The sequence below is a fragment of the Treponema denticola ATCC 35405 genome (assembly GCF_000008185.1).
GTDB classification, from domain to species: Bacteria; Spirochaetota; Spirochaetia; order Treponematales; family Treponemataceae; genus Treponema_B; species Treponema_B denticola.
Genome location: NC_002967.9, coordinates 2,158,843 through 2,181,906 on the forward strand (window position 1 = coordinate 2,158,843; position 23,064 = coordinate 2,181,906).

The 23,064-nt window shown below is 39.7% G+C and carries 16 protein-coding genes and 1 pseudogene; 10 read left to right on the forward strand and 7 right to left on the reverse strand.

Going from position 1 to position 23,064, the window contains the following annotated elements:
- Positions 1 to 8: 8 nt before the first annotated feature.
- The 4 genes from aat to TDE_RS10085 all read left to right on the forward strand — a co-directional run bounded on the left by aat (position 9) and on the right by TDE_RS10085 (position 2,776).
- The gene (gene aat, locus TDE_RS10070) at positions 9 to 749 is read left to right on the forward strand and encodes a leucyl/phenylalanyl-tRNA--protein transferase (protein ID WP_002679939.1); all 741 of its coding nucleotides are present in this window, start codon (positions 9 to 11) and stop codon (positions 747 to 749) included.
- Between the two features lie 81 nt (positions 750 to 830).
- The gene (locus tag TDE_RS10075; protein WP_002674571.1) at positions 831 to 1,061 is read left to right on the forward strand and encodes a hypothetical protein; all 231 of its coding nucleotides are present in this window, start codon (positions 831 to 833) and stop codon (positions 1,059 to 1,061) included.
- Positions 1,061 to 1,462: a type II toxin-antitoxin system tRNA(fMet)-specific endonuclease VapC gene (vapC, locus tag TDE_RS10080; RefSeq protein ID WP_002679941.1), complete on the forward strand. Its 402-nt coding sequence runs from the start codon at positions 1,061 to 1,063 to the stop codon at positions 1,460 to 1,462. Before TDE_RS10075 ends, vapC begins: the two co-directional genes overlap by 1 nt.
- Before the next feature lie 24 nt (positions 1,463 to 1,486).
- Complete coding sequence (locus tag TDE_RS10085; RefSeq protein ID WP_010957157.1) at positions 1,487 to 2,776, forward strand: MFS transporter; 1,290 nt, start codon at positions 1,487 to 1,489, stop codon at positions 2,774 to 2,776.
- Positions 2,777 to 2,821: 45 nt separating this feature from the next.
- Here the strand turns inward: TDE_RS10085 and TDE_RS10090 are convergent, their stop codons facing one another.
- The 4 genes from TDE_RS10090 to TDE_RS10105 all read right to left on the reverse strand — a co-directional run bounded on the left by TDE_RS10090 (position 2,822) and on the right by TDE_RS10105 (position 5,490).
- Complete coding sequence (locus TDE_RS10090) at positions 2,822 to 3,307, reverse strand: hypothetical protein (RefSeq protein ID WP_002679947.1); 486 nt, start codon at positions 3,305 to 3,307, stop codon at positions 2,822 to 2,824.
- A 30-nt stretch (positions 3,308 to 3,337) separates the two neighbouring features.
- The gene (locus TDE_RS10095; RefSeq protein ID WP_002668179.1) at positions 3,338 to 3,931 is read right to left on the reverse strand and encodes a CbiM family transporter; all 594 of its coding nucleotides are present in this window, start codon (positions 3,929 to 3,931) and stop codon (positions 3,338 to 3,340) included.
- 72 nt (positions 3,932 to 4,003) lie between these two features.
- Positions 4,004 to 4,789, reverse strand: a complete 786-nt coding sequence (locus TDE_RS10100) for an energy-coupling factor ABC transporter ATP-binding protein (RefSeq protein ID WP_002675584.1) — start codon at positions 4,787 to 4,789, stop codon at positions 4,004 to 4,006.
- Positions 4,777 to 5,490 (reverse strand): energy-coupling factor transporter transmembrane component T family protein, encoded by a 714-nt coding sequence (locus TDE_RS10105; RefSeq protein WP_164920604.1) that lies wholly within the window; start codon positions 5,488 to 5,490, stop codon positions 4,777 to 4,779. The genes TDE_RS10100 and TDE_RS10105 overlap by 13 nt, the downstream gene beginning before the upstream one ends.
- Before the next feature lie 393 nt (positions 5,491 to 5,883).
- Between TDE_RS10105 and TDE_RS10110 the strand changes: the two genes are divergently transcribed.
- Complete coding sequence (locus TDE_RS10110) at positions 5,884 to 6,636, forward strand: Rpn family recombination-promoting nuclease/putative transposase (protein WP_002679949.1); 753 nt, start codon at positions 5,884 to 5,886, stop codon at positions 6,634 to 6,636.
- A gap of 43 nt (positions 6,637 to 6,679) precedes the next feature.
- Here TDE_RS10110 and TDE_RS10115 read toward each other — a convergent pair.
- Positions 6,680 to 6,907: pseudogene (locus TDE_RS10115) on the reverse strand (PD-(D/E)XK nuclease family transposase); the annotation flags it as partial.
- A 461-nt stretch (positions 6,908 to 7,368) separates the two neighbouring features.
- Here TDE_RS10115 and TDE_RS10120 point away from each other — a divergent pair.
- The 3 genes from TDE_RS10120 to TDE_RS10130 are packed head-to-tail and all read left to right on the forward strand — an operon-like array spanning position 7,369 to position 14,115.
- A complete protein-coding gene (locus tag TDE_RS10120) occupies positions 7,369 to 12,927 on the forward strand; it encodes an alpha-2-macroglobulin family protein (protein ID WP_002679951.1) in 5,559 nt (1,852 codons plus the stop codon).
- A 1-nt stretch (position 12,928) separates the two neighbouring features.
- Positions 12,929 to 13,312: an ankyrin repeat domain-containing protein gene (locus TDE_RS10125; RefSeq protein ID WP_002679953.1), complete on the forward strand. Its 384-nt coding sequence runs from the start codon at positions 12,929 to 12,931 to the stop codon at positions 13,310 to 13,312.
- Positions 13,313 to 13,329: 17 nt separating this feature from the next.
- Entirely contained in the window at positions 13,330 to 14,115 is a 786-nt protein-coding gene (locus TDE_RS10130) for a hypothetical protein (RefSeq protein ID WP_002679957.1), read from the forward strand.
- Positions 14,116 to 14,330: 215 nt separating this feature from the next.
- Here TDE_RS10130 and TDE_RS10135 read toward each other — a convergent pair whose 3' ends face one another.
- A complete protein-coding gene (locus TDE_RS10135) occupies positions 14,331 to 16,388 on the reverse strand; it encodes a S9 family peptidase (RefSeq protein ID WP_002679967.1) in 2,058 nt (685 codons plus the stop codon).
- A gap of 678 nt (positions 16,389 to 17,066) precedes the next feature.
- Between TDE_RS10135 and TDE_RS10140 the strand changes: the two genes are divergently transcribed.
- Positions 17,067 to 19,205, forward strand: coding sequence for a methyl-accepting chemotaxis protein (locus tag TDE_RS10140; RefSeq protein ID WP_002679969.1), 2,139 nt, complete (start codon positions 17,067 to 17,069; stop codon positions 19,203 to 19,205).
- A 199-nt stretch (positions 19,206 to 19,404) separates the two neighbouring features.
- Positions 19,405 to 21,702 (forward strand): penicillin-binding protein 1C, encoded by a 2,298-nt coding sequence (gene pbpC, locus TDE_RS10145; protein ID WP_010957163.1) that lies wholly within the window; start codon positions 19,405 to 19,407, stop codon positions 21,700 to 21,702.
- Here the strand turns inward: pbpC and TDE_RS10150 are convergent.
- Positions 21,699 to 22,994 carry a serine dehydratase subunit alpha family protein gene (locus TDE_RS10150; RefSeq protein WP_002679977.1) on the reverse strand — a complete coding sequence of 432 codons (1,296 nt, stop codon included), beginning with the start codon at positions 22,992 to 22,994 and terminating at the stop codon, positions 21,699 to 21,701. The two genes, pbpC and TDE_RS10150, sit on opposite strands and share 4 nt — an antisense overlap.
- Positions 22,995 to 23,064: the final 70 nt, after the last annotated feature.

A 23,064-nucleotide genomic window follows, 5' to 3' on the forward strand; every position in this document is an offset into this window, starting at 1 on the left:
AAAAACAAATGCAGACCGGTTTTTCTTCATTATCGCTTTTAAGTTCTACGGAAAAAAAGATACTCTTAAAAAGAAGTCAAAAGGATTTTCCTTGGCTTGAGAGCGAAGATTTTTTTGATTTTAATAAGGCCTTGGGAGAAGAAGATTATATTCAAAAATCCCAAGATGATGAGGTCATATCGGGAGGAAACCTTTCGCCGGGCATGATTCTTTCGGCCTATAAACATTCTTTTTTCCCTTGGTTTTCCGAAGAAGACCCGATAATCTGGTTTTCTCCATCTCTGCGGTTTGTAATCGACAAGGCTTCTTTTCATATTCCGTCCCGCCTAAAAAGAGAAATAAAAAAGACGAATTTTAAGATAAGCCGAAATGAAGCCTTTGATGAAGTTATAGAAAACTGTGCCCTAATCAAAAGAGAGGGTCAAAAAGGAACTTGGATCACGGATGACATGCTTCAAGCTTACAGACTTCTTCATAAGCTGGGCTTTGCTCACTCTGTAGAAGCATGGAGAGGCGGCGAATTGGCAGGAGGCTTTTACGGCCTTTATATAAACGAAGTCTTTATAGGCGAATCCATGTTCAGCGAGATAAGCGGAGCCTCCAAAACAGCCTTCGCCCTCTTTGCCCAAGACTTCTTTGAAAACAAAAAGGGCATTTTAATAGATGCCCAAATTCCTTCCGAAAACATAAAACGCTTCGGCGGCTTTAAAATACCGCGAAATCGGTATCTCGGGATTTTAAATTCCTGATTTTTATATAACAAGTATACTTGCAAGTATACTTGACGGATAAATAAAAAAGCTTTATACTAAAAATGGAGGTATGGAGCGATGCCGCAAATATCTTTATATGTAAAAGAAAGTCATTTTGAAAAAATTGAAAAAGCCGCTAAAAATGCAAACAAATCCATTTCAGGCTGGGTTTTGGAAAAAATTCTTCCTCAAATTGAGCCATCTTACTCCAACGAATTTATAAATCTTTTCGGATCGGTAGACGATAAAACATTCCAAAGACCGGAACAGCCGAAATGGGAAGATGACAGCCCTAGGGAGTTCCTATAATGTATTATTTGGACACAAATATCTGTATTTATTTTATAAATGGAAAGTATCAATCCCTCAAAAATAAAATTTTATCTATTCCGCCTTCTAAGATAAGACTTCCTTCAATTGTAAAGGCAGAGCTTTTATTGGGCGCATATAAGAGCAGAAAAAAGAAAGACAACCTAAAACGGCTTGAAGTATTTTTTAAAGAATTTGAAGTAGAGCCATTTTCGGATCATACGGCATACACCTATGCAGATATCCGTTCAAAGCTGGAAAAAAGCGGAACCCTTATCGGGCCTAATGACTTACTTATAGCGTCAATAGTTCTATATAATAACGGAACCTTGGTGACGAATAATACAAAAGAATTTAAAAGGATAAAAACTCTTAAACTCGAAAATTGGGTTGAAGAGTGAGTCCTCAAAAGTTAGAATACTTGTATGCAAATTAAAAAAAGAACGGAAAAGCGTAATTTATTTTTAATTTATTTCGGCACAATAACTTCGCTGATAGGCGATGAAATAGGAAGCGTAGCTATTTCTATCTGGGTCGCCCTTCAAACAGATAATCCTATAAATTTTGCCCTTGTATATTCTGCAGCCAAATTTTCAAGAATTGTTTTTTCTCTTTTTTCGGGTTCAATCGTAGACAGCTTTAACAAAAAGAAGATTTTATACTTAAGCGACTCGGCTCAATTTGTTTTAAATATTTTTATTCTATTTTTGATTCTTTTAAATTTGGATTTTAAGTTAAAGGTATTTTTGTTTTGCCTTATAAGTTTTTTGCAAGGTTTTTGCCTGTCCATCTTTAAACCTTCGAGCAGAGCAATTTTACCCGAAATAATCAACAAAGAAAATTTAAAAAAAGCTAATTCTGTTTTGGAAATGAGTAAGAGCTTAATTTCGATGCTGGCAGTCATCTTTGCGGCAGGGCTCGTGATGCTCTTAGGCTGTGAAGTCTGTATTTTAATCAATGCTCTAACTTTTTTTATATCGGCCCTATCCGAGATTTTTATCCGTTACGATTTTAAAAAGAAAGATGAGCAAAAGAAAATGGAGTCAAAGTTAAAAAAAATCTTCGACGGGTACCGCTATGTTTTAAGCGAAAAAGAACTTTTAAGATTTGCATTATTGGGTTCATGCTTAAACTTTTTTTGTACCCCCATTTTTTCGAACATACTGACCTATCAGTTTAAGACGGTTTTTATGTTTAATTGGCAGTCGACTTTTCCTTTTCTAAATAAATTTTTAAAAGATGAAAAATCTTTTTTAGCTCTTCTTTCAACAATTGTTTTTTTCGGCTTAGGAATAGGAAATATACTGGGCAGCCTTGCTTCTCGAAAAGTTTCCGGTAAAAATATAAAATTTTTTGCTTTGGTTTTGCCGGCCTTTTCTTTTTTGATTTTAGGTTTTTACTTTTGGTTTTTAAAAGAAAACAACTTTTTATTTAATGTAATCTTACTCGGCAGTATTATCAGCTCATCCGCCCTGCTTGCAGGTTTCAGCATGGGAGTTTTTAATGTCTATGTAACAAGCCTTTACCAAAAAAAGGTACGGTCCGAATTCTCAGGAAGATTTTTTGCCTTTAATACCGTGCTGATTCAAATATCTTCTCCGATAGGAATGCTTATCGGCAGCAGTATCGCTGCAATAGGCATTTTTTATCCCGTCTTTCTTTTTGCCGGCGGCATTTTATTTTTTAGTTACATAGTCTATTGCCGCTCATTATAAGCAAAGCGCAAATTAAAATGAGCGGCGATATTTTAGGCTCTTGTTTTAAGCTTTTTTATCTAAGACCTTTTTTTTAAATGTTCTAAATTCAAAAAAGAGAAAAATAATGGCACAGGTATTTAAAACGGTTAAAATTGTGGGGAGCTTACTAGGTCTTTTGGTTTTCCCGATTTTTTTAGATTTTGCGGAAGAATCGCCGGAAGCGGATGCGGCAGTTCCGCCTTCATCCGAGCTTTCTTCTTCGCTTGCTTCCCAATAGGCGACATGGCCTGCCCCATCCGAAGCTTCGGCCGACATTACTTTAAGAGAAGGATCAAAGCGGTAAAAACCCTTATCGTCTACAACGCCTTCTTGAATTACATCAAGGCCTCCATCGGAATAAAGAATTACCTTTGTTCCGGGGGTAAAGCCTCCGCCATCGTACTCAACCTGAAAAACTCCAGGTTCGACGAGTTCCAAAAACATTGCATGAGAAAAAGCTGCAAAGCTTACAACAAATAAAAACAATAAAATTAAAGTATATTTTTTCATAATTTTACCTTCTAAAAAAAATTGATTTTCCTATAAATTCCGTTTAAACCAATCGGGCCTCGCCTTCATCATAAGCTTGACGGCAAAACCGGTAATTACAGCCTCGACCGCCATAACTACGGAATGAGAAACAAAGATAGCTATAAATGTTTCTTTTGCAAAACTTCCGCCCGTCATAAGAAGAACCGATAAAACCAAAACAACAAAGATAACAGACAAGGCTCCTACAACCATTCCCTTTAAAAGCACATTATCGCTTTTCCAATTATAAAAAATAATTGCAGATAATATTGAAGAAATAGAAAGCATCAGAGTGTTAGCTCCGAGGGTTGTAATCCCGCCGTGTTGAAATAAAAGGGCTTGCAGCAGCAGTGCGGGAAAAAATGCAAGGGGCGCCCTACGCCCTACAATAATTCCTATCAGTCCGCACATGAGCGGATGAACCGAGCTCGGCGGTATCGGAATCATAATCAATGAAATAGCAAAAAAAGTTCCCGCCATAAGACTTATTTTCGGGATATCCTCTTCTTTTGTTCCTTTGACGGCAAAGGCAATTCCTACCGCACTTGCCGCATAACCTACGGCACAAACCGCCGTCGATAATCCTCCATCGGATATATGCATAAATTCCTCCTGAATCAAAGATAAACAGTGAGGCGGAATTTCTGCCGAACTGTTTATCAAAACTCCTTTTATTTACAATAAATTTAAGGCATCTTCAACAGAACGGGGAGCAGGGTTTTTATGGCCGAAAAGCCTTGCAAGTTTAGGCATAACTATACCCGCTCTTTGCAGCACTTCCGCATTATTAAAAATGCTCACAGCATCGCCTCCGGCAATCAATTCTCCCTCGTTCATCACATAAACATTATCGGCCCACTCATAACAAAAATCCTGATCATGGGTCGAAAAAATAATCGTCTTTCCTTCTTTGGAAAAATCGTCCAAGATAGCTTTAAAGGCAGCCTTTACCTTGCTGTCAAGACCCGAAAAAGGCTCATCGCATACGATAATTTCAGGCTCCATAACAAGGACACCGGCTATGGCACAAATCTTCTTTTGCCCCAAACTAAGCTGATAGGGAGAATAATCCTTTAAGTGCTCGATATTCAGTTTTTTTAAGATACGATCAACGGCAGCTTCTATTTCTCCCCTGCCCATACCTAAATTCTTTAGCCCGAAGCCGATGTCTTCGTAAACGCTTGTCAAAAAAAGCTGATGGTCGGGATAATCGAAGAGGAAGCCCGATTTTTTTCTTACGGAATTTAAGGTCTTTTTAGAAACCTCTTCACCCAAAATATTCACCCTTCCCGTTTGAGGCAAAATTGTTCCGTTAAGATGATAAAGGAGGGTCGACTTTCCGGAGCCGTTTAGACCGACTACGGCCGTCTTTTTTCCTTTTTCAAAATGAGCGTTTATATTCTTGATTGCATTCCTTCCATCGGGATAAGTGTAGGATAAATTTTCTATTAAAACAGCCATGGAATCTCCATAAATCTTTCTATTATTGTGAGGCCTATAAAAAACAAAGCAAAGAAGACAAGAAGGCCTATGTAAAAGGGCGAGGCAATTTTTTCGGGTTTAAATTTGGTTTCGGAGGTAAAGCCCCGTGCCCTCATCGCATTATAAACCTTATCGCCGTGATCCGCCGCCTTCAAAAAAAAGCCGCCTATCATTTCGCCGTAGGTTGAAACCTTTGCAAAGGTGCGGGCATTGTCAAAACAGCGGGCACTCATAGCCTTTGCAGTCTTGTCCAGATCCGTTCTTACCATAAAAAAGTATCTAAAGGTAAGAGAAATAATTTGATTTAAAAAATTGGGAAGGCCGAGCTTCATAACGCCTTCGACCAAGTAAAGGTAAGAATATTTTGAAGAAATAAAGGAAATCGTCATCATCGCACACATTAGCCGCAGGATGAGCTTTGCAGAAAAACATCTTTGTTCTATAGGAACATTGTAAAAGCCCCTGATTACGAAGGGAAGCAGAACCATTATCACAAAGGGCAAAACGCCCAGAATCGATTTAAGGTTTTTAATCCTTTCAGGCGAAAAAATCAAAATCATTGAAATAACTATAAAAACCCAGACTATCAAAACTTCTATATGCTTAACGCTCGAAAGATAGAACAAAAAAAAGAAAAGAATATATAAAGTTATGTGAGGTGCTTTTTTTAAGCTTTCCATAATCGTATAACCTGACTTGAGTCCTAATTTTATAGCACTTTTAGAGGAGAAAGGCAAGGGGGGGCGATTAAAAATGTACATCCTGAGTACATTTTTAATCTTAGAGTTTTAGACTTGCGTCTAAAACTCTTGGAAGTTTGGAACCACGGACATCCGTGTCCGTTTATGAATGTACATTCTTGTACATTTTTAATCTTCAAGTTTTAGCCGCAGGCTAAAACTTGCGAGCGTGGAACTGCCGCCATCCGTGACGGTTGGGGAATGTACATCCTGAGTCCGATTTTCACAATTTAATCCAATTTATAAAAACCTTTTTATATTTTACTATTTTTTTTAAATATTTTCTATAAATATAATGAGGAGGGAGAATGTGAAAAAATTAGGAGAACACAAATGATAAAAAGATTTGAAGATTTGACTTTACAAGACGATTTTATGTTTTGTAAAGTTATGCAAAATCCGGATTTATGCAAAAGACTAATCGAAATGATACTATCCGATACAATAGGTAAAATTACATATATTTCGATACAGCATAATATTAAAAACTATGAACAGGCAAAGTCAGTGAGATTTGATGTTTTAGTACAGACAGAGAACGGTAAATTTTATGATATTGAAATGCAGGTAAGTAATGAGAAGAATACCCCCAAAAGAATGAGGTTTTACCAAGCAGCCATCGATATTTCGTTCTTGGATAAGGGCAATTCCTATAATAATTTAAACGACAGCTTTATAATTTTTATCTGCACTTTTGATGCTATCGGTAAAAATAGACCTATTTATATCTTTGAAAACATCTGCATTGAAGATAAAAATATATCTTTACAAGACAGAACAAAAAAGGTTATAATAAACTCAGAGGCTTTTGAAAATACCGAAGACAAAGAATTAAAAGAGTTTTTAGAATACCTTAAAACAGGTAAAGCAAAAAGCGAATTTACAAGGGAGATAGAGGCTATGATACAAACAATAAAACAAAACGAACAAGCAAGACAAGAATATAGATTAATGTCAACTTTTGAGATGGATATTAAGGATAGTGTTAAGCGGGAGACAGCAAAACTTATGAAACAAAAAAACTTTGATATAGCTTTAATTAAAGAAATAACGGGACTTCCAGAAACTGAAATTGAGGAACTGTAAATTAGGGGAAGTACAGCCAGCGAAACTTCGAGGCGTACAGCCAGCGAAGCTTCAAGGCTAAGACACTTTTTCGGGTATATGAACCGGTTTTATCGCTGATCGAATCCTTATGAAACTCCTTATCCAAAAGTTCCAAGCCTGCGATATCCTCAGGGAGAATGTCTAAGATACATTCCAACAAGTCCTGTAGTACGTCCTTGTTTTCCTCCGTGCCGAATACTCGTTTAAAAGCGTAGTCGTTACGGAGGGTGATTTTAAATAGTTTTTTCATATCAAACTCCATAAAAATTATTTAAAAGAGAAAAATTTTCTCCCTTTCATAATTATTGTATGAAGAGTTTGCAATAAATAGTAAAATTTTGAAAAAAGAAATTTGGGAAATGGTAATTTTTTTTATTTAACCGCTGCGAGCACAAAGACCGCAAAGAAATTTTTTAAGAATCGTAATAACATATTTCGTAACCTCTGCCTCAAACACAGTTTTGAATTTACTTAAATCCTCTGTTTTATCTCAACCAAAAAATTGACCCAAAACTTGCCTGAAAAGCGGGGTTCTTAGGGGCAGCGCCCCTAAGCAGCCGTTGAAGGGTGAGGGGGTTATAGGGGGAGAGGGAAACTTGCGTCTGACCTGAAAAGCCCGTAAGGGAACAAGTTGTCCTCTCCCCCTAATCAATTACACCTTTTCTGTTTTCCTCAATTGAAAATTTTCAGACTCTGTGCTATTATTATTCTATGAAAAGTTTAAACTCATTATCAAAGCAGCTTTTAGCAGCTCTAGTTCTTGTTTTGTCGGCATCGGTTTTTATGGCCGGTTGTAAAAAAAATGACCAAGCTTTGCAAAATGCAATGGATGATATTGAAAGCATAAGCTACGGAGCCTTAAAGCGGCTTGAGCCTATCAATGTGATCTTTAAGGAAGAAATAAAGCATCCTGAAAACCTTGAAAAGGCCTGCGTTTTAACGCCTAAGCCTTCCGGAGAATGGAAGATAATGGGTAAAAATCAAATTACCTTTACTCCTTCATCAGCCTACAGCTTTAAAACCGATCTTAACCTGGAATTGGATGTAGGACTTCTCCTCGAAAACACAGAGAAGAAAAAGGGAATCAGCCTCACATTCAACATAGCTCATCCTGAGTTTAAACTTATATCGGGAGAACTAATCCCCGACGAAAAAAAAGAAAATATTTTTAGATTTGAAGGTATCGGCGAAACCGATATACCTGAAACTCTTACCTCAATAGAAAAAATGCTTACAGCCGATTTAAAAATGGGAAATTCAAAGTCAAACCCTGCTATAAAGGTTAGCCAAGGGGTCGCCTCCAATCAATATAAAATCAGCATAAAAGAGATAAGCAGAAAAAAACAAGTTCAAGAATTGAATCTCTCATGGAATTTGGAAGCTCTCGGCGGAGAGGGCTCAAGTTCTGCAAGCTTTACCGTAGCAGCCATATCGGTTTTTCAGGTAACTTCTTTTTCTCAAGAAACGGGAAGCGAAATACAGGTAAACTTTTCGGATATGCTGGACTCTTCACAAGATTTAAGGGGCTTTATAAAACTTGAATCGTCTCCCGAAATGCCTTTTAGATACAGTATTGACGGATATAAGCTTAAAATCTTTTCTCAAAACGGGCTTTTCCCCGATAATACACGCTTATCGGTACTGCCCGGCATAAAAAATTCAAGAGGAAAAAAACTTGAAACCCAAGCCGATTTTTCCATAACGGTTGCTTGGGAAAAACCCTCAATACGCTTTACAAAGGCCGGAAACATAATTCCTGCAAAGGAAATGTCCGTCCTTGTTTCTACAAAAAATATCAGCGGACTTATGCTCGAAGCCTTTCAGATCTACGATAAAAATATGACGCAATTTCTCCAGATAAATACTATAGACGGAAGCTATGAGCTAAACCGCGTAGGAGAACCCGTCTGGCGGCAGAGCTTTGACCTTGAATGGAACAGCTCGATGAAAAACAAAACGGTTCAACACTCCCTCGACATCAGCAAGCTGATAAAGAAATTCCCCGGCGGTATGTTCGAACTTCGTGCAAGTTTTACAAAAAAGCACAGCATGTATGAATCATCTTCCAAATCCAACGAGTTTTCACACCTTCCCTTCCCCAAGGATATAAGCGAAATTGAAAACTTTAAAAACATCGAAACCGATTATTGGAATAATTCCGATATAGAAGATGAAGACCGCTATAAATTTTGGTCGAACAGGGAAAACCCGAACCATCCGGCCTTTTACCTTCCGTCATACAGCAATTACTGTATGGCAATAAAAAGAATTCTGGTTTCAAACATAGGCTTATCGGCAAAAAAAGACAGGGAAGGAAAACTTTACATCAGTGCTGCCGACCTATTGACGGCCGAACCTATGAGCGGTGTAAATATAAGTTTATTTAACTTTGCTCAAAAAGAATTTGAATCAGGCAAAACCGACGGCGACGGGCTTTTAATGCTCAAAAATGAAAACGATGCCTTCCTTATAAGAGCCGAAAAAAGCGGAGATGTAAACTGGCTTCCCCTTAATTCCGAAGTGCTTTCTACAAGTCATTTTCAGGTAGAAGGAGAGTCTTCAAAAAAAGGAGTTAAGGGTTATATTTATGGAGAACGCGGGGTTTGGCGCCCCGGAGACGATATTCATCTTGTATTTATTTTACAGGATTTGGAAAAAAATCTCCCTAAAGATTACCCCGTTAAATTCTATCTTGAAGACCCATTAGGCAAAAAAACGGATACTAAGGTTTTTACTTCCTCGGTGGACGGTTTTTATAGGATAGATACAAAAACCAATGTTCAAGACAAGACCGGTACTTGGTATGCAATAGTTACAGCAGGAGGAAAGTCTTGGTCTAAGAGCATAAAGGTTGAGTCCATTGTACCCAACCGTCTTTTTGTAAACCTTGATCCTAAGGCAAAATATTTTTCCGAAGGCTATAATCCGGCGGTGCTTGGAGGCGAGTGGCTCCATGGGGCAAAGGCTTCCGGCTTAAAGGCCGAAATTTCAGCCCGCTATGTTTTAAACCGGACTCCTTTTGAAAATTATAAAAACTATAATTTTATAAATCCCGAACTTAGCGTACAACAAGACTCAAACAAAATTTGGGAAGGTACCCTAAATGATTCGGGAAAAGCCGACATAAATCTTTATCTTTCATCCGAAGCAAAAGCCCCCGGAAAACTAAAGGCAATTTTTGAAACAAGAATATACGAACCTTCAGGTGCCTTTTCTACGGAAAACAAGGTCTTTGATTATTCGCCCTATTCACGCTATGTCGGAATGCAGATTCCTAAAAGCGATGATGAGTATAGGGATATGCTTTACACCAATAAGGACCAAACCCTATATTTTGCGGTTTTGGATCCTGAGGGAAATCCCGTAAAAGAAGGCGTAAACTTAAGCGTAAACCTTTATAAGCTGGAATGGTATTGGTGGTGGGAAGCAGATGAAGAAAGTGCCAACTATACAAATTCAAGGTACACTCAACATATAAAAAACTGGAATATTTCGGCAAAGGGCGGAAAGGCCGAACTTAAAATGAAGGTTACAGATGGAGATTGGGGCAGGTATTTGATTACGGTTTCAGATCCGAACGGAGGGCACAGCTCGGCTCAGGTAGTATATTTTGACTGGGAAGGATGGGCCAGCCGAAAAACAAGCGATGAGTCAAGCGATTCAATCATCATGCTCACAACCGATAAAGCAAAATACTACGCCGATGATACTGCCGAAATTACATTCCCCGGATACGAGGGAGCAAAAGCTCTCATAACACTCGAAAAAAACGGCAGGGTTCTAAAGCAAGAATGGATAAAATCCAAGGGAAAAATTTTCTCGTACAAATTAAAACTTGATCCCTCGATGGCTCCGAACATCTACGCCCACGTAAGTTTAATACAGGAGCACAGCCAGACAAAAAACAGTCTGCCTATAAGAATGTATGGCATAACTCCCGTAATGATTGAAAACAAATTATCAAGACTAAGCCCCGTGATACAAGCGGAACAGAGCTATGAACCCAACAGCAAGGTTTCGTTTACGGTAAGCGAAGAAAAAGGAAGACCTATGACCTTTACGGTTGCCGTTGTAGACGAAGGACTCTTGGGTCTTACAGCCTTCCATACAGGTAATCCTTGGGACAGCTTTTATAAAAAAGAGTCCTCGCAAATTACCTCTTGGGATGTTTATAAATACGTAATCGGAGCCTACAGCGGCAATATAGAATCGATTCTCTCGGTCGGAGGAGGAGGCTTTATAGATAACAAGACCTCAAAGAATGCGGAACGCTTTAAACCGGTTGTTTACTTTTTCGGCCCCTTTGAAATCAAAGCAAAGGAAAAGAAAACAATCGAATTCGATCTTCCTCAGTACATCGGAGCCTTGCGTATTATGGCAGTTGCAGGAAAGGACGGAGCCTACGGTATAAAAGAAGAAACCGTAAAGGTAAAAAGCGATCTTATCGTAATGCCTACCCTTCCCCGCACCATGGGCATAGGAGAAACAATCGAGGTTCCGGTAACAGTCTTTAACGGAACTTCTTCCGAAAAAAAAGCAAAGGTGGTTTTAAAAAGCGAGGGAGCTATAAATATAAGCGAAACAAAAGAGGTAAGTATCCCTGCAAATTCCGACTCTTCCGTTTTCTTTAAGGTAAAAACGGATAAGGGCGGCATCGCAAAATTCACGGCGGAAGCCTCGGCCTCAGGCATTTCAAAAACGGCAAAGGCCTTTACCGAAATAGATGTGCTTTCCAGAGGAATACCCTACTCTACAGTCGAGCTTATAAATATTGAAGCCGGAAAAACATTTGCTAAAACCGTTCCTCTAAAAGGCGAAAACGGAACAAAGAGTTTAAGCGTAGAAATTTCTCAAATGCCGGCCCTAGGACTTGAAAACCGTCTGGCCTATCTTTTAGGTTATCCTTACGGCTGTATCGAACAGATAACATCCAAGGCCTTCCCCCAATTATACCTAAACACGATAACGGCCTTGGACCAAACGGAAATCGATAAGGCAAAGAGCAATGTAAACTCGGTTCTAAACCGCTATATAAACTATCAGCTTAGGTCCGGCGGATTCAGCTATTGGCCGGGAGGCGGATATGAAACTTCGTGGGCTACAAACTATGCAGGACACTTTATGGTCGAAGCAAAAAAGGCCGGCTATGAAGTAAATGACAGCATCTATCAAAGCTGGCTTTCTCACCAAATCGACATGGCAAAAAATTGGGCAGGCACCTATGCGGACAGCATGGAAACTCAGGCCTACCGCCTATACACCCTTGCCCTTGCAGGTAAACCGGAAATAGGAGCTATGAACCGTTTAAAAAATATGGAGCAAAACCTCAACTCCGTATCAAAGGCCTTCCTCGCAAATGCTTACAGTCTTGCAGGCCACAGCAGTACGGCCAAGGCAATGCTCGAAAAGCTCTATGAACCTACCACAGTTTATAGGAGCACGGGCGGAAACTATTCGTCCAATATCAGGGACTTGGCCTTAATCTTAAATGCTTACACCACGGTCGGCGAAACCGCAAGGACTACAAACCTTATTTCAAAGCTTGCTAAAATTTCTTCAAGCAACGATTGGCTTTCGACACAGGAAACGGCTTGGATTCTTTTAGCCCTGGCCCCTCACTACGCCTTCGACAAAAATAAGAGTGCAAACTATGAGGTTGTAACCGAAGGAAATGTAATCAAGGACAAATTGAACAATACATCTAAACTCCATAATATTCCGGTAAATACCGAAACGGCAAAAAAGATGGAAATTAAGAATACGGGAAATACACCTATCTTCGCTGCTATAAACACGGCAGGAAAACTTAACCCTGGAAGCGAAACCCGTATTGAAGAAAACTTAAAACTTTCGGTTGTATATCAAAACGAGGATGATCAAGAAGTTTCACCCGAGACCTTAAAAAAAGGACAGAGGTTTAAGATGAGGGTAAGGGTCGACAATAAGACTCAAGGCGCCCTTGAAAACCTTACCCTTTCAATCCCCATTCCGACAGGCTGGGAAATTACAAACACAAGGCTCGGAGGCGATGATGATACGGATTCGGAAGACGAGCGCAACACAAGGCAATTATATGACTTCCAAGATTTAAAGGATACTCATATTTACACTCACTTTGCCTTGGACGGCTACGGCACAAAGAACTTTGAGTTTACGGGAACCGTAACATACGGAGGAGAATACTATATACCGGCAATCTTTGTCGAAGCTATGTACGATTATGCTTATAGAGCAGTCATCCCCGGCACAAGGGTAAAAGCGTTTGATTAGTATGAATATAGCCGAATTTATAAAAGCTGCAAAAAAGAATGATATTGAGCTTATAAAAACTTATTTACAAAACGGCTTTGATATTAATACTCAAGACAAGGATGGATTTACGGCTGTTATGGAAGCAGCCGAATTCGGCTATAAGGATTTATTTTGGTTTTTAATCGAAAAAGGAGCAGATGTTTTAATTAAAGCGGATTATAATTTTTCGATAGTTCACGCCGTCGGTTTAGGCGGCGACAAAAAAATGCTTGACTATGTTATCTCAAAGGGAGCCCGCCTAGACGAAAAAGTTACAGGCGGAGAACAGGACGGCATGACAATAAGGGATTATGCTCTTTTAGCAAAGAATGACGAAGTATACAGGGAACTAAAACCTTTATAAAGCTGAGGGAGAAAATTATGAAAAGCAAATTAATGATTTTATGTTTAAGCTTATTATTAACAGCCTGTGCTCCAAAAGAAAGTCAAGAAATCTTTGTTAAAAAGATTGATCATTTTATGCTGACCTGTAAGGAGCCTAAAGAATTATACAATATGCTCGTATATACATTTGATTTACCTATCGCATGGCCGTACCGCAGCATGGGTACGTTTACAAGTGGAGGCGTAGAATTCGGAAACTGTGTATTGGAAGCAATCGACTTTAAAATAGAAGAAGATATTTCGGGAATAATAGGAATGGCCTTTGAACCCGCAATGAAAGTTTCGGATATACAGGACAGACTAAGAGAAAAAGGATTTAAGGAAACAAATCTTTATTCAAATCAATATTGGAAAAATTTAATCTGTAATGATTTATCTACAGGAGGAACAGTCTTTTTTTGCGAGTATCAAATTCCTGTCAAAAAAACGGAAAAAGAACCCGGAGGAAACTTAGGGCTTCGATATGTAGAAAAGGTAAAAATAGCATACAGCGATTATAACAAAGCCCTCGATTTGTGGAGAAAGCTTCTTGTTCCTCACAAAGAAACTAAAGAAGGCCTTTGGGAAATAGAATCCTCCCCGAATATCGAAATAATCAAAAGCGATTATGACGGCTTTATAAGTTTTGAAGTAAAGGTTAAATCATTAGAAAAGGTGCGTTCCTTTTTATCGGAAAAAGATTTAATCGGTGAAGATACGGGTTCATCGGTTTATACCGATCCGAAAAAAACATACGGCGTTTTGTTTGAGTTTACCGAGTAAAAAAATCACCGCAAAGCCTTGAACGGAATTGCGGTGATTAAATCAAGAACCCCGACGCAAGCATCGGGGTACAGTGCTCAATGTTTCGCACTGTATGTTCTCATAAGGTGGTTGCAGTCGGCTTTAATACCCTTCGTTATGACGCAAGCGTCGGGGTATTAAACCCTCCGCACGAATCAAATCTAAAAATATAACAAGTTTTTTTAAGCTGCCCTCTACTTGTTGATTCCTACCATATTAAGAATAAAGGCTTGTTCAAAGGCTATATCCTTAATCTTGTCATAGCGGCCTGTGGCTCCGCCGTGTCCGGAGTCCATATTCATACGGAGGATTAGAATATTATCTCCGGTTTTCTTTGCACGCAGCTTTGCCGTATATTTTGCAGGCTCATGGAAAAGAACTTGCGAATCGTTTAAGCCGCCCGTTACAAAAATGTGCGGATAATTTTTTGCTTCGATATTATCGTAGGGAGAATATGAAAGCATGTAGTTATAATATTCTTCTTCGTTCGGGTTTCCCCACTCTTCATATTCGCCCGTTGTAAGGGGTAATGAATCGTCGAGCATGGTGGTAACGACATCTATAAAGGGAACAACTGCAACGACCGAATGGAAAAGATCCGGCCTCATATTTGTAACAGCACCCATAAGAAGACCGCCCGCACTTCCGCCCATGATTGCGAGCTTATCGGAAGAAGTGTATTTTTGAGAAATCAGGTGCTCGGCACAAGCAATAAAATCGGTAAATGTATTTTTCTTTTTTAAGAGCTTCCCGTCCTCATACCACTTTTCTCCCATATCGCTTCCGCCCCTGATTTGAGCAACAACATAAACAAAGCCCCTCTCTACAAGGCTGTAAACACTCGGACTGAAAAACGCATCGGAGCTGGAGCCGTAGCTTCCATAAGAATAAAGAAGAGCGGGTGAGGACCCGTCCTTTACCAAACCTTTTTTGTAAACGGCAGCCATAGGCACCTTCACTCCGTCCTGTGCTGTCGCCCAAAGCCTTTCTACAGTGTAATCATCTGGATTAAAGCCTGAGGGAACTTCCTGCTGTTTTAACAAGACCGATTTTCCTGTAAGTATATCGTAATCGTATACGCTGCTCGGGCGGTTTAAGGATGTGTAAATATAGCGTACCTTATCGGAAACGTATTCCGGGTTTGCGCCCAAATAAGCCGTATAAACCGGTTCGGGGAAGGAAATATTTTTTACCTCACCGTTTTTAAGCGATTTAATTTCAATCTCGATGAGGCCGTTTTTACGAAGCTCCAATACAAGGTAGGATTCAAATACGGACACATCCTCAATGCGTACATTTTCGTCGTGAGCTCGTTCTTCCTTCCATGTAGATTTATCGGAATAGGAAGAACGAGGAGCGGAATAGATTTTGCCGTTTAAGTTTTGCTTGTCCTTGTAACGTATAAAAAACTTTTCCTTGTGCGGATAAACGGAGTATTCGGTATCCTTAACGCGGGGAAGGAAGATTTTAAATTCTTCTTCAGGCTTATCGGCATAAATAAAACGCTCTTCGGAGGTGGTAGAACTTGAACTTGAAATAAAAATAAATTCCTTTGTCTTTGTTTCATGCACATAGCAAGAATATTTTACATCTTTTTCTTCATAGACAAGAGTACCCTTTTCTTCATCAAGTTTTTGACGGAAGACCTTGCTTGAACGCAGGGTACTGTCGATTGCACTGTAAAAAAGAGTTTTACTGTCGGATGCCCAAGCTGCGGTAACGGCTCCGTCATAGCTGAAGCCTATATCTTTTCCGGTTTCCAAATCGCGTATCTTTAAAATAAATTCCGCAAAGGAGCCTGTTTCGTTATAAAAATAGCAAGCCTTTTTATTGTCAGGGCTTACAACATAGTCGTCGAAGATAAAGGCTTGTTTTCCTTCCGCCATTTTGTTTACATCGAAAATGATTTCTTCGGCTGCATCAAGAGATGCTTTTTTTCTGCAATAGGTTCTGTATTGCTTTCCCTTTTCGACACGGTTGTAATAATAATATCCGTTTTCAAAAACAGGATAGGTTTCATCATCTTCTTTTATGCGGCCTACAATTTCATCATAAATAGATTTTTGCAGATCCTTTGAAGAAGCCATTATCTTATCCGTATAAGCATTTTCTGCATTTAAGTAGTCAATAACTTTTTTATCGGTCTTGTCTTTTAACCAATAATAATTATCGATTCTTGTTTTCCCAAACTTTTCAAAACGTGTTTCTTTTATTTCCGCAATAGGCGGCTTTTCAAAATCAGATTGTTTCAATTTATTTCTCCTAAATATAATTTAGAGCACATTATAAGCCCTTTCCAACTTTATGTCTACATAGCTTGTACACATCTTTGGTACCACAAATTGCGGAATATCCCGCAGTTAAAATATCGAAACATATAACCTTGACAGCTCCGCTATTTTGCACTATAATATTAGCTATGATACAAAATGTTATTCCGGTAGAAAAAAAATTAAATTTTTTCTCAAAACCTACTAGACAAAGAGTAGCAAAATACTGTATAGTACCCCCCCCCCCCCGAATTTTCTGAAAATATACAGCTCATCTACTGCGTCGCACGCCAAAAATAAATGCTCAACGTATCATAGATACGCCTCTGCTTTATTTTCGCCTAACTCCTTGTATCTGAACCGTCTATTTCCAAAAGAGCGTACTCCAAAGAGCAAACAACACAACTTTTTTACAAACAATCAACTATCTCATAAAACACAAAAAAAGATATTCCATATGTTTTTTTATATCGGCATGTCTGGATTGAGACCCGTCAATCCCAAAAAAATAAAATACCCCAGAGCCTTGAATTCTAGGGTTCTTAGGGCAGAGCCCTAAAGCAACGCGTTGGAAAAGGAAGGAGGGCATAGGGGTGCTTTTTTCAGGCATACACCGTTTCTCGGTAAAAAGAAAAAAACGCCCTACAAAAGGAGATTACAATGAAAAAACGTTTTTCAATCCGTTATAAACTCATCTTGATTTTCGCTATTTTTATTATAACACTTGTTTTTCTTATTACAGCCATTATTGGTTTTCAAATTAGAAAAACAGATCGGGAGCGATTTCATAAAAATATGCAGCAAAATATCAAATTGATAGAATGTGATATCAATTTATTTTTCGATAATACAAAATATATGTTGCGTATGCTATCCGGCCACTCAGATGTGCGGAACGCCGATAGTTCTTTTAACGAATATATTTCAAAAACTGAAGTATCCGATATCGATACCATAGAAAAAAGAGCAACGGAAACAGCCGTATTTAATTTATTCAAAAATATTCATAAAAGCTATCCGTATTATATGTGCGTTTTTATGGGAACAAAGTGGGGCGGCTATACATCAACGTGTGACAAGGCGCTTTCAGGCGGTTATGATCCGAGAAAACGGCCTTGGTATGAGGCAGCTTCTAAGGTTCCTGAAAAGCCGATCGTTACGGAAGCCTATCGTTCTACGGTAGGCGATACGGTTATCTGTCTTTCACAGGGTGTTTTTTCTTTTCAAAATGAACATATCGGCAATGTTAGTATAGAAGTTTCATTACAAACACTAACCGAAATGCTAAAAGCTCTGGCAATAGGCAAAACAGGTTATATTATGCTGGTACAAGGGGACGGAACAATACTGGCTGATCCGAAAAACGATTCTTTTAATTTTAAGAAAATGGAAGATGTGAATATTCCGGCTTTCACACAATTTACAGCAGCAGATTCGGGAAGTATGACCGTAAACATACATAACAAAAAATGGCTGGCCGAACTATACACCATTGATAGTTTAAACTGGAAGCTGATAGCGTTGATGCAAGAAGATGAAGTCTTTTCGGAATTTTATCGGGTATTACGTTCTATATTGATGATCGGTTTTACGCTATCGATAATCTTTTTAGCTATCTCTTTGATGTTTGCATTTCATATTACAAAAACATTGGATTCGGCCGTTGACGCCCTAAAAGACATCGCCCAAGGCGAAGGCGACCTTACCGTCCGACTGCCCGTGCATGGCAATGACGAAGTTACCGACCTTTCCAACTACTTTAACCAAACTATTTCCAAAATCGGAGCCTCAATTAAAACCATCGGCGAAAACAGCACTGAAATGACCAACATCGGCAATGAGCTTGCTTCCAATATGACCGAAACCGCGAGTGCCGTACACCAAATAAGTGCAAACATCGACGGGGTAAAACAACAGGCTCTTAGCCAAGCCGCAAGCGTTACGGAAACGGCCGCCACCATCGAAGAAATTATCCGTACCATAAAACAGCTTAACGGGAGTATTGAAAATCAGGCAGCTTCCGTTGCGGAATCTTCTTCGGCTATCGAGCAGATGGTCGGCAATATCGCATCAATCACACAGACACTCGGCAAAACCGATGATGTTATAAAAACTCTCGCTTCCGCCACAGCCGACGGTAAGGAAACGATAGTTAATTCAAACTCTGTTACCCAGCGTATTGCAGAAGAATCGGGCGGACTTTTGGAAGCCAGTAATGTTATTCAGCACATCGCCAGCCAAACCAACTTGCTCGCAATGAACGCCGCAATCGAAGCCGCCCACGCAGGCGAAGCAGGAAAAGGCTTTGCTGTCGTTGCCGATGAAATTCGTAAGCTCGCAGAAGAATCAAGCACTCAGGGAAAAACAATCACTTCTACCCTCAAAGTCCTCTCCGGCGAGATTGAGGCTCTTTCAACCTCGTCAAAAACGGCAGAAGAAAAGTTCAATGCCATCTTCGCCCTTTCCGAGCAGGTCAAAACGATGAGCCAAAACCTCATGGAAGCTATGCGTGAACAGGAAAACGGCAGCCGCGAAGTTCTCAGTGCCATCCGCGACATCAACACCGTAACTAATCAAGTGAACGACGGCTCTGCCGAAATGCTCCGCGGTGGTGAAAATGTCGCTCAAGAGATGCAAAAACTGGACGGTCTGACACGCATCATTACCGACAGTATGAACGAGATGGCCTCCGGTGCCGTGCAGATAAGCAACGCTGTACAAGAAGTAAACGCAATAAGCCAAAAGAATAAAGAGAGCATTGAAAACCTCTCCAAAGAGGTCGGAAAGTTTAAGGTGTGATCTTTTATAAAAGGGGTGCTGAGGTTCTATACTTCGCTTTTGCTAAACTCCTTGTCCGACTTTGAGCTTCGAGTTTTAGGCGGTGCACGCACTGCCTAAAACATCTCAAGAATGGAACCACCGCTGTTTACCAATTTAACTTTCCGCCTCACCCTATTGACAAATTTAAAATATAGCTCAAAATACAATAATGAGTAAAATGGATTTTCCGAAAAAATTGCCGATAAAAAACATTTTAAAAGCCTCGATGCCGGCCTTTATTTCTAGCCTGATATTTTTAGCTTTAATACTTTTTTTTACACCCGGCTTTAAAGTCGATTATTCTTTTACTCTTTACAGCTCCAATGGAAAACTTTTAGGTGCATCTGCTGCGATTGACGGGCAATGGAGATTTCCTCAAACTTCAAAGCTGCCTGAAAAGTACAGGGAAGCCCTTCTAAGCTATGAAGATAAAAATTTTTACTTTCATTTTGGGATAGATCCTCTTTCGGTTTTTAGGGCCGCAGTTGAAAATATTTTAAAAGGAAAAATAGTTTCCGGAGCCTCTACAATTACGATGCAGACCTCCCGCCTTTCCGAAAAAAATCCGGTAAGAAATTTTAAGCAAAAACTAAGAGAAAGTTTTTTATCTCTTTTTTTTGAGCTTTCTTATTCCAAGGAAAACATATTGAATATTTACGCCTCCCATGCACCCTACGGCGGAAATGTTGTAGGCCTCGAAGCCGCCTCATGGCGGTATTTCGGAAGGGGGCCTGAAGATTTAACATGGGCGGAAGCTGCCTGCCTTGCAGTCCTTCCCAATCAGCCCTCTTTGGTTCGCCCGGGAAAAGAATCCGAAATCTTAAAAGAAAAAAGGGACAGGCTCTTGTACAATCTTTTTTTACAAAAAAAAATCGATAAGGAAACCTATGCTCTTTCCGTTACAGAACCCGTTCCCGATAAACCTAAGGCCATTCCGCAAAAGGCCTATCATTATCTTGAGTTTTTAAAAACAAAAAGCTCCAATCAAAAAAACATAAGCAGCTTGGATTATTCTTTACAGGAAATAATTTTTGAAATTGCAGACCATCATTTTAAAAGGAATTTCTCAAGCGGTGTTTACAATACAGCCGTTTTAATTTTAGATACCGAAACGGGAAAGCCCCTTGCCTATATAGGAAATACGGGGCTTCAAAGTCCGAATGCAAAAAACGAGCATGTCGATATGGTTCACGCAAGGCGGAGTTCGGGGAGCTTATTAAAACCATTTTTGTTTGCAGCAATGCTGGATGCGGGAATGATTTTACCGGATCAACTCCTCATAGATATTCCGACAAAGATAGCAGGCTACACACCTCAAAACAGTAACTACACATATTCGGGAGCGATTCCTGCACGCAAGGCCCTTTCCTATTCTTTAAACATTCCGTTTATAAGAGCTCTGCGTGAATTTACAACACCCGCCTTTTTGGATATATTAAAAAGGTCGGGCTTTACAACCTTTAACCGTTCGGCAGATGAGTACGGTCTTCCCCTGATTTTAGGAGGTGGAGAAATAAACCTGTACGAAATTACAAACACTTATCGAAAGATGATGCTGAGAGCTCAAAACAAACTTGACGAAAAATTTCCTTTTTCTTCAGGAGCTTGCAGAATAACAATGGATGTGCTGACCGAAGGGAACAGGCCCGAAGAAGAAGCTATATGGCAGCTCTATGCACAAAATCAAAAAATTGCATGGAAGACCGGAACAAGTTACGGGAACAAGGATGCTTGGACTATAGGCATTACGCCTAAATATTCCGTGGGCGTTTGGTGCGGAAACGCTTCGGGAGAAGGAAGGCCTGAAATTACAAGCACAAAACTGGCCGCTCCAATCCTCTTTGAAATTTTTAATATCTTGCCAAAATCGGACTGGCCCGAAAAAGAATTAAAGGATTTTGAATTTATAAAAGCTTGCGCAGACTCAGGTTACCCCGCAGGAGAATTTTGTAAAACGGCAAAGGCTGTTTTAAAACCCATAAACAGTCATATCCAAAATACCTGTCCTTATTGTAAAAAGGTATCTTTAAGCCCCGACGGCAAGTTTCAAGTTAAGGCAAACGACATAAACGAATTACCTAAAATAGAAAACAGGTTTGTCCTTCCGGCTGCTGCAGAATATTTTTATAAACAGGGCCATCCGGAGTATAAGAGCCTTCCCCAATGGCTTCCCGAAAGTACGGCATCAAATACAGGCGAGTTTGAAATTCTATTTCCCGAAGACGGAACCTCGGTTTATATTCCGACAGAACTTGACGGCTCTTTTGGAGCCTTGGTTGCAGAAGCCGCCCATAAAAATCCCGATGCGGTCATCTACTGGGATTTGGACGGAGAATATTTAGGAAGTACAAAATCCTATCATCAAATGAAGATTCAGCCCTTGAGGGCGGCCGTAAGGGGCAGACATGAGCTGACCCTTACGGACAACAGGGGAAATACCCGTAAAAGAATTTTTTATGTTCTAAATGGAAATTAGTCTTTAAGCATAACCTGTAACACAACTTCGTCGGTTTTGTGCATACCTTGGGCGGCAACAACACCGATACCAGCTATGGTTTTTTCGATGTCATCCTTGACTATGCCGTCACCTCCTGCAAAGAAGTTTCCGTCCATAGCAAGCTCGTGAGAAAAAAGAGCCGAGTCCAAGGCAGAGGCTATTTTGGCGGCACATGACTGCTTGGCTCCGTCACAAAGGATTCCCGATACGGTACCCAGAGTATTTACTATTGTTCCGCATACCTGTTCATAAGAACCGCCCTTCATATAGGTAATTGCGGCAGCACAAGCAGCTCCGGCAGTTACCGCACCGCAATAAGCAGAAAGTCTGCCTATTCCGGTTTTTTGGTGAATGGCTAAAAGATTGCTTACAATCAAACAGCGGATTAATTTTTCTTCGCTTATCTTATTTTCGCGGGCATATACAACTACGGGCACCGAAACGGCTAAGCCCTGATTTCCGCTTCCCGAATTGGTAATAACCGGATAAGAACAGCCGCACATACGGGCGTCGGAAGCCGCGGCGACCTCACCTTCCGCTTGAACCTTAACAGAAAAATCATCACCCTTCTTCTGGTTGTACTTTAAAATATTTTTTCCTGTTTCAATACCGTAGGAAGTTTTTAAACCGTCCTCTGAAACTCTCATATTATATTCAACCTGCCTCATAATGATTGGAGAAACCTCATCAACAGGGACAGTATCTGCAAAGTCCAAAATATCTTTTACATTTAAACAAGTTCTATCGGTTAAAGCACCTGCGGCAGACTCCAGGCTAAAAGGCTTTTCAAAAATAATTTCGTCATTCTTTTTTAGGAGTACGATATTTGTATGCTGGTGAATGAGCTCGGCAACTCCGGTATCTCCGTTTAATTTGCCTGTAATTCTTATGTGAAGGCTTGCAGGCGTATCCATTAGTTTAAGCTTAGTGCATGACTTGGCTAAATACTCATGAGCCAGCTTTACATGCTCTTCGGTAACATCGGCCAATACTTCCAAACCCTTATCTGCATTTCCGCCGATAAGACCTATCAGAGCAGAAGCTTCCATTCCCTTCATTCCGCCGGTATTAGGTACAATAACCGACTTTGCATTTTTAATGATATTACCGCTGCTTTCAATTAAAATCTCATCGGGAATACCGCCCATGATTTTTCGTAAATTGGCAGCTGTGTAGGCAATAGCAATAGGCTCCGTGCATCCAAGGGCCGGAACCAATTCTTCTCTTAGAATTTGAACATACTTTTCATGCTTTGATTTATCTAAGCTCATACTTTTTCTCCAAATTAAAATTATAACCCGAATATTTTATTCATATATTAAAATCATGTCAACTATAATT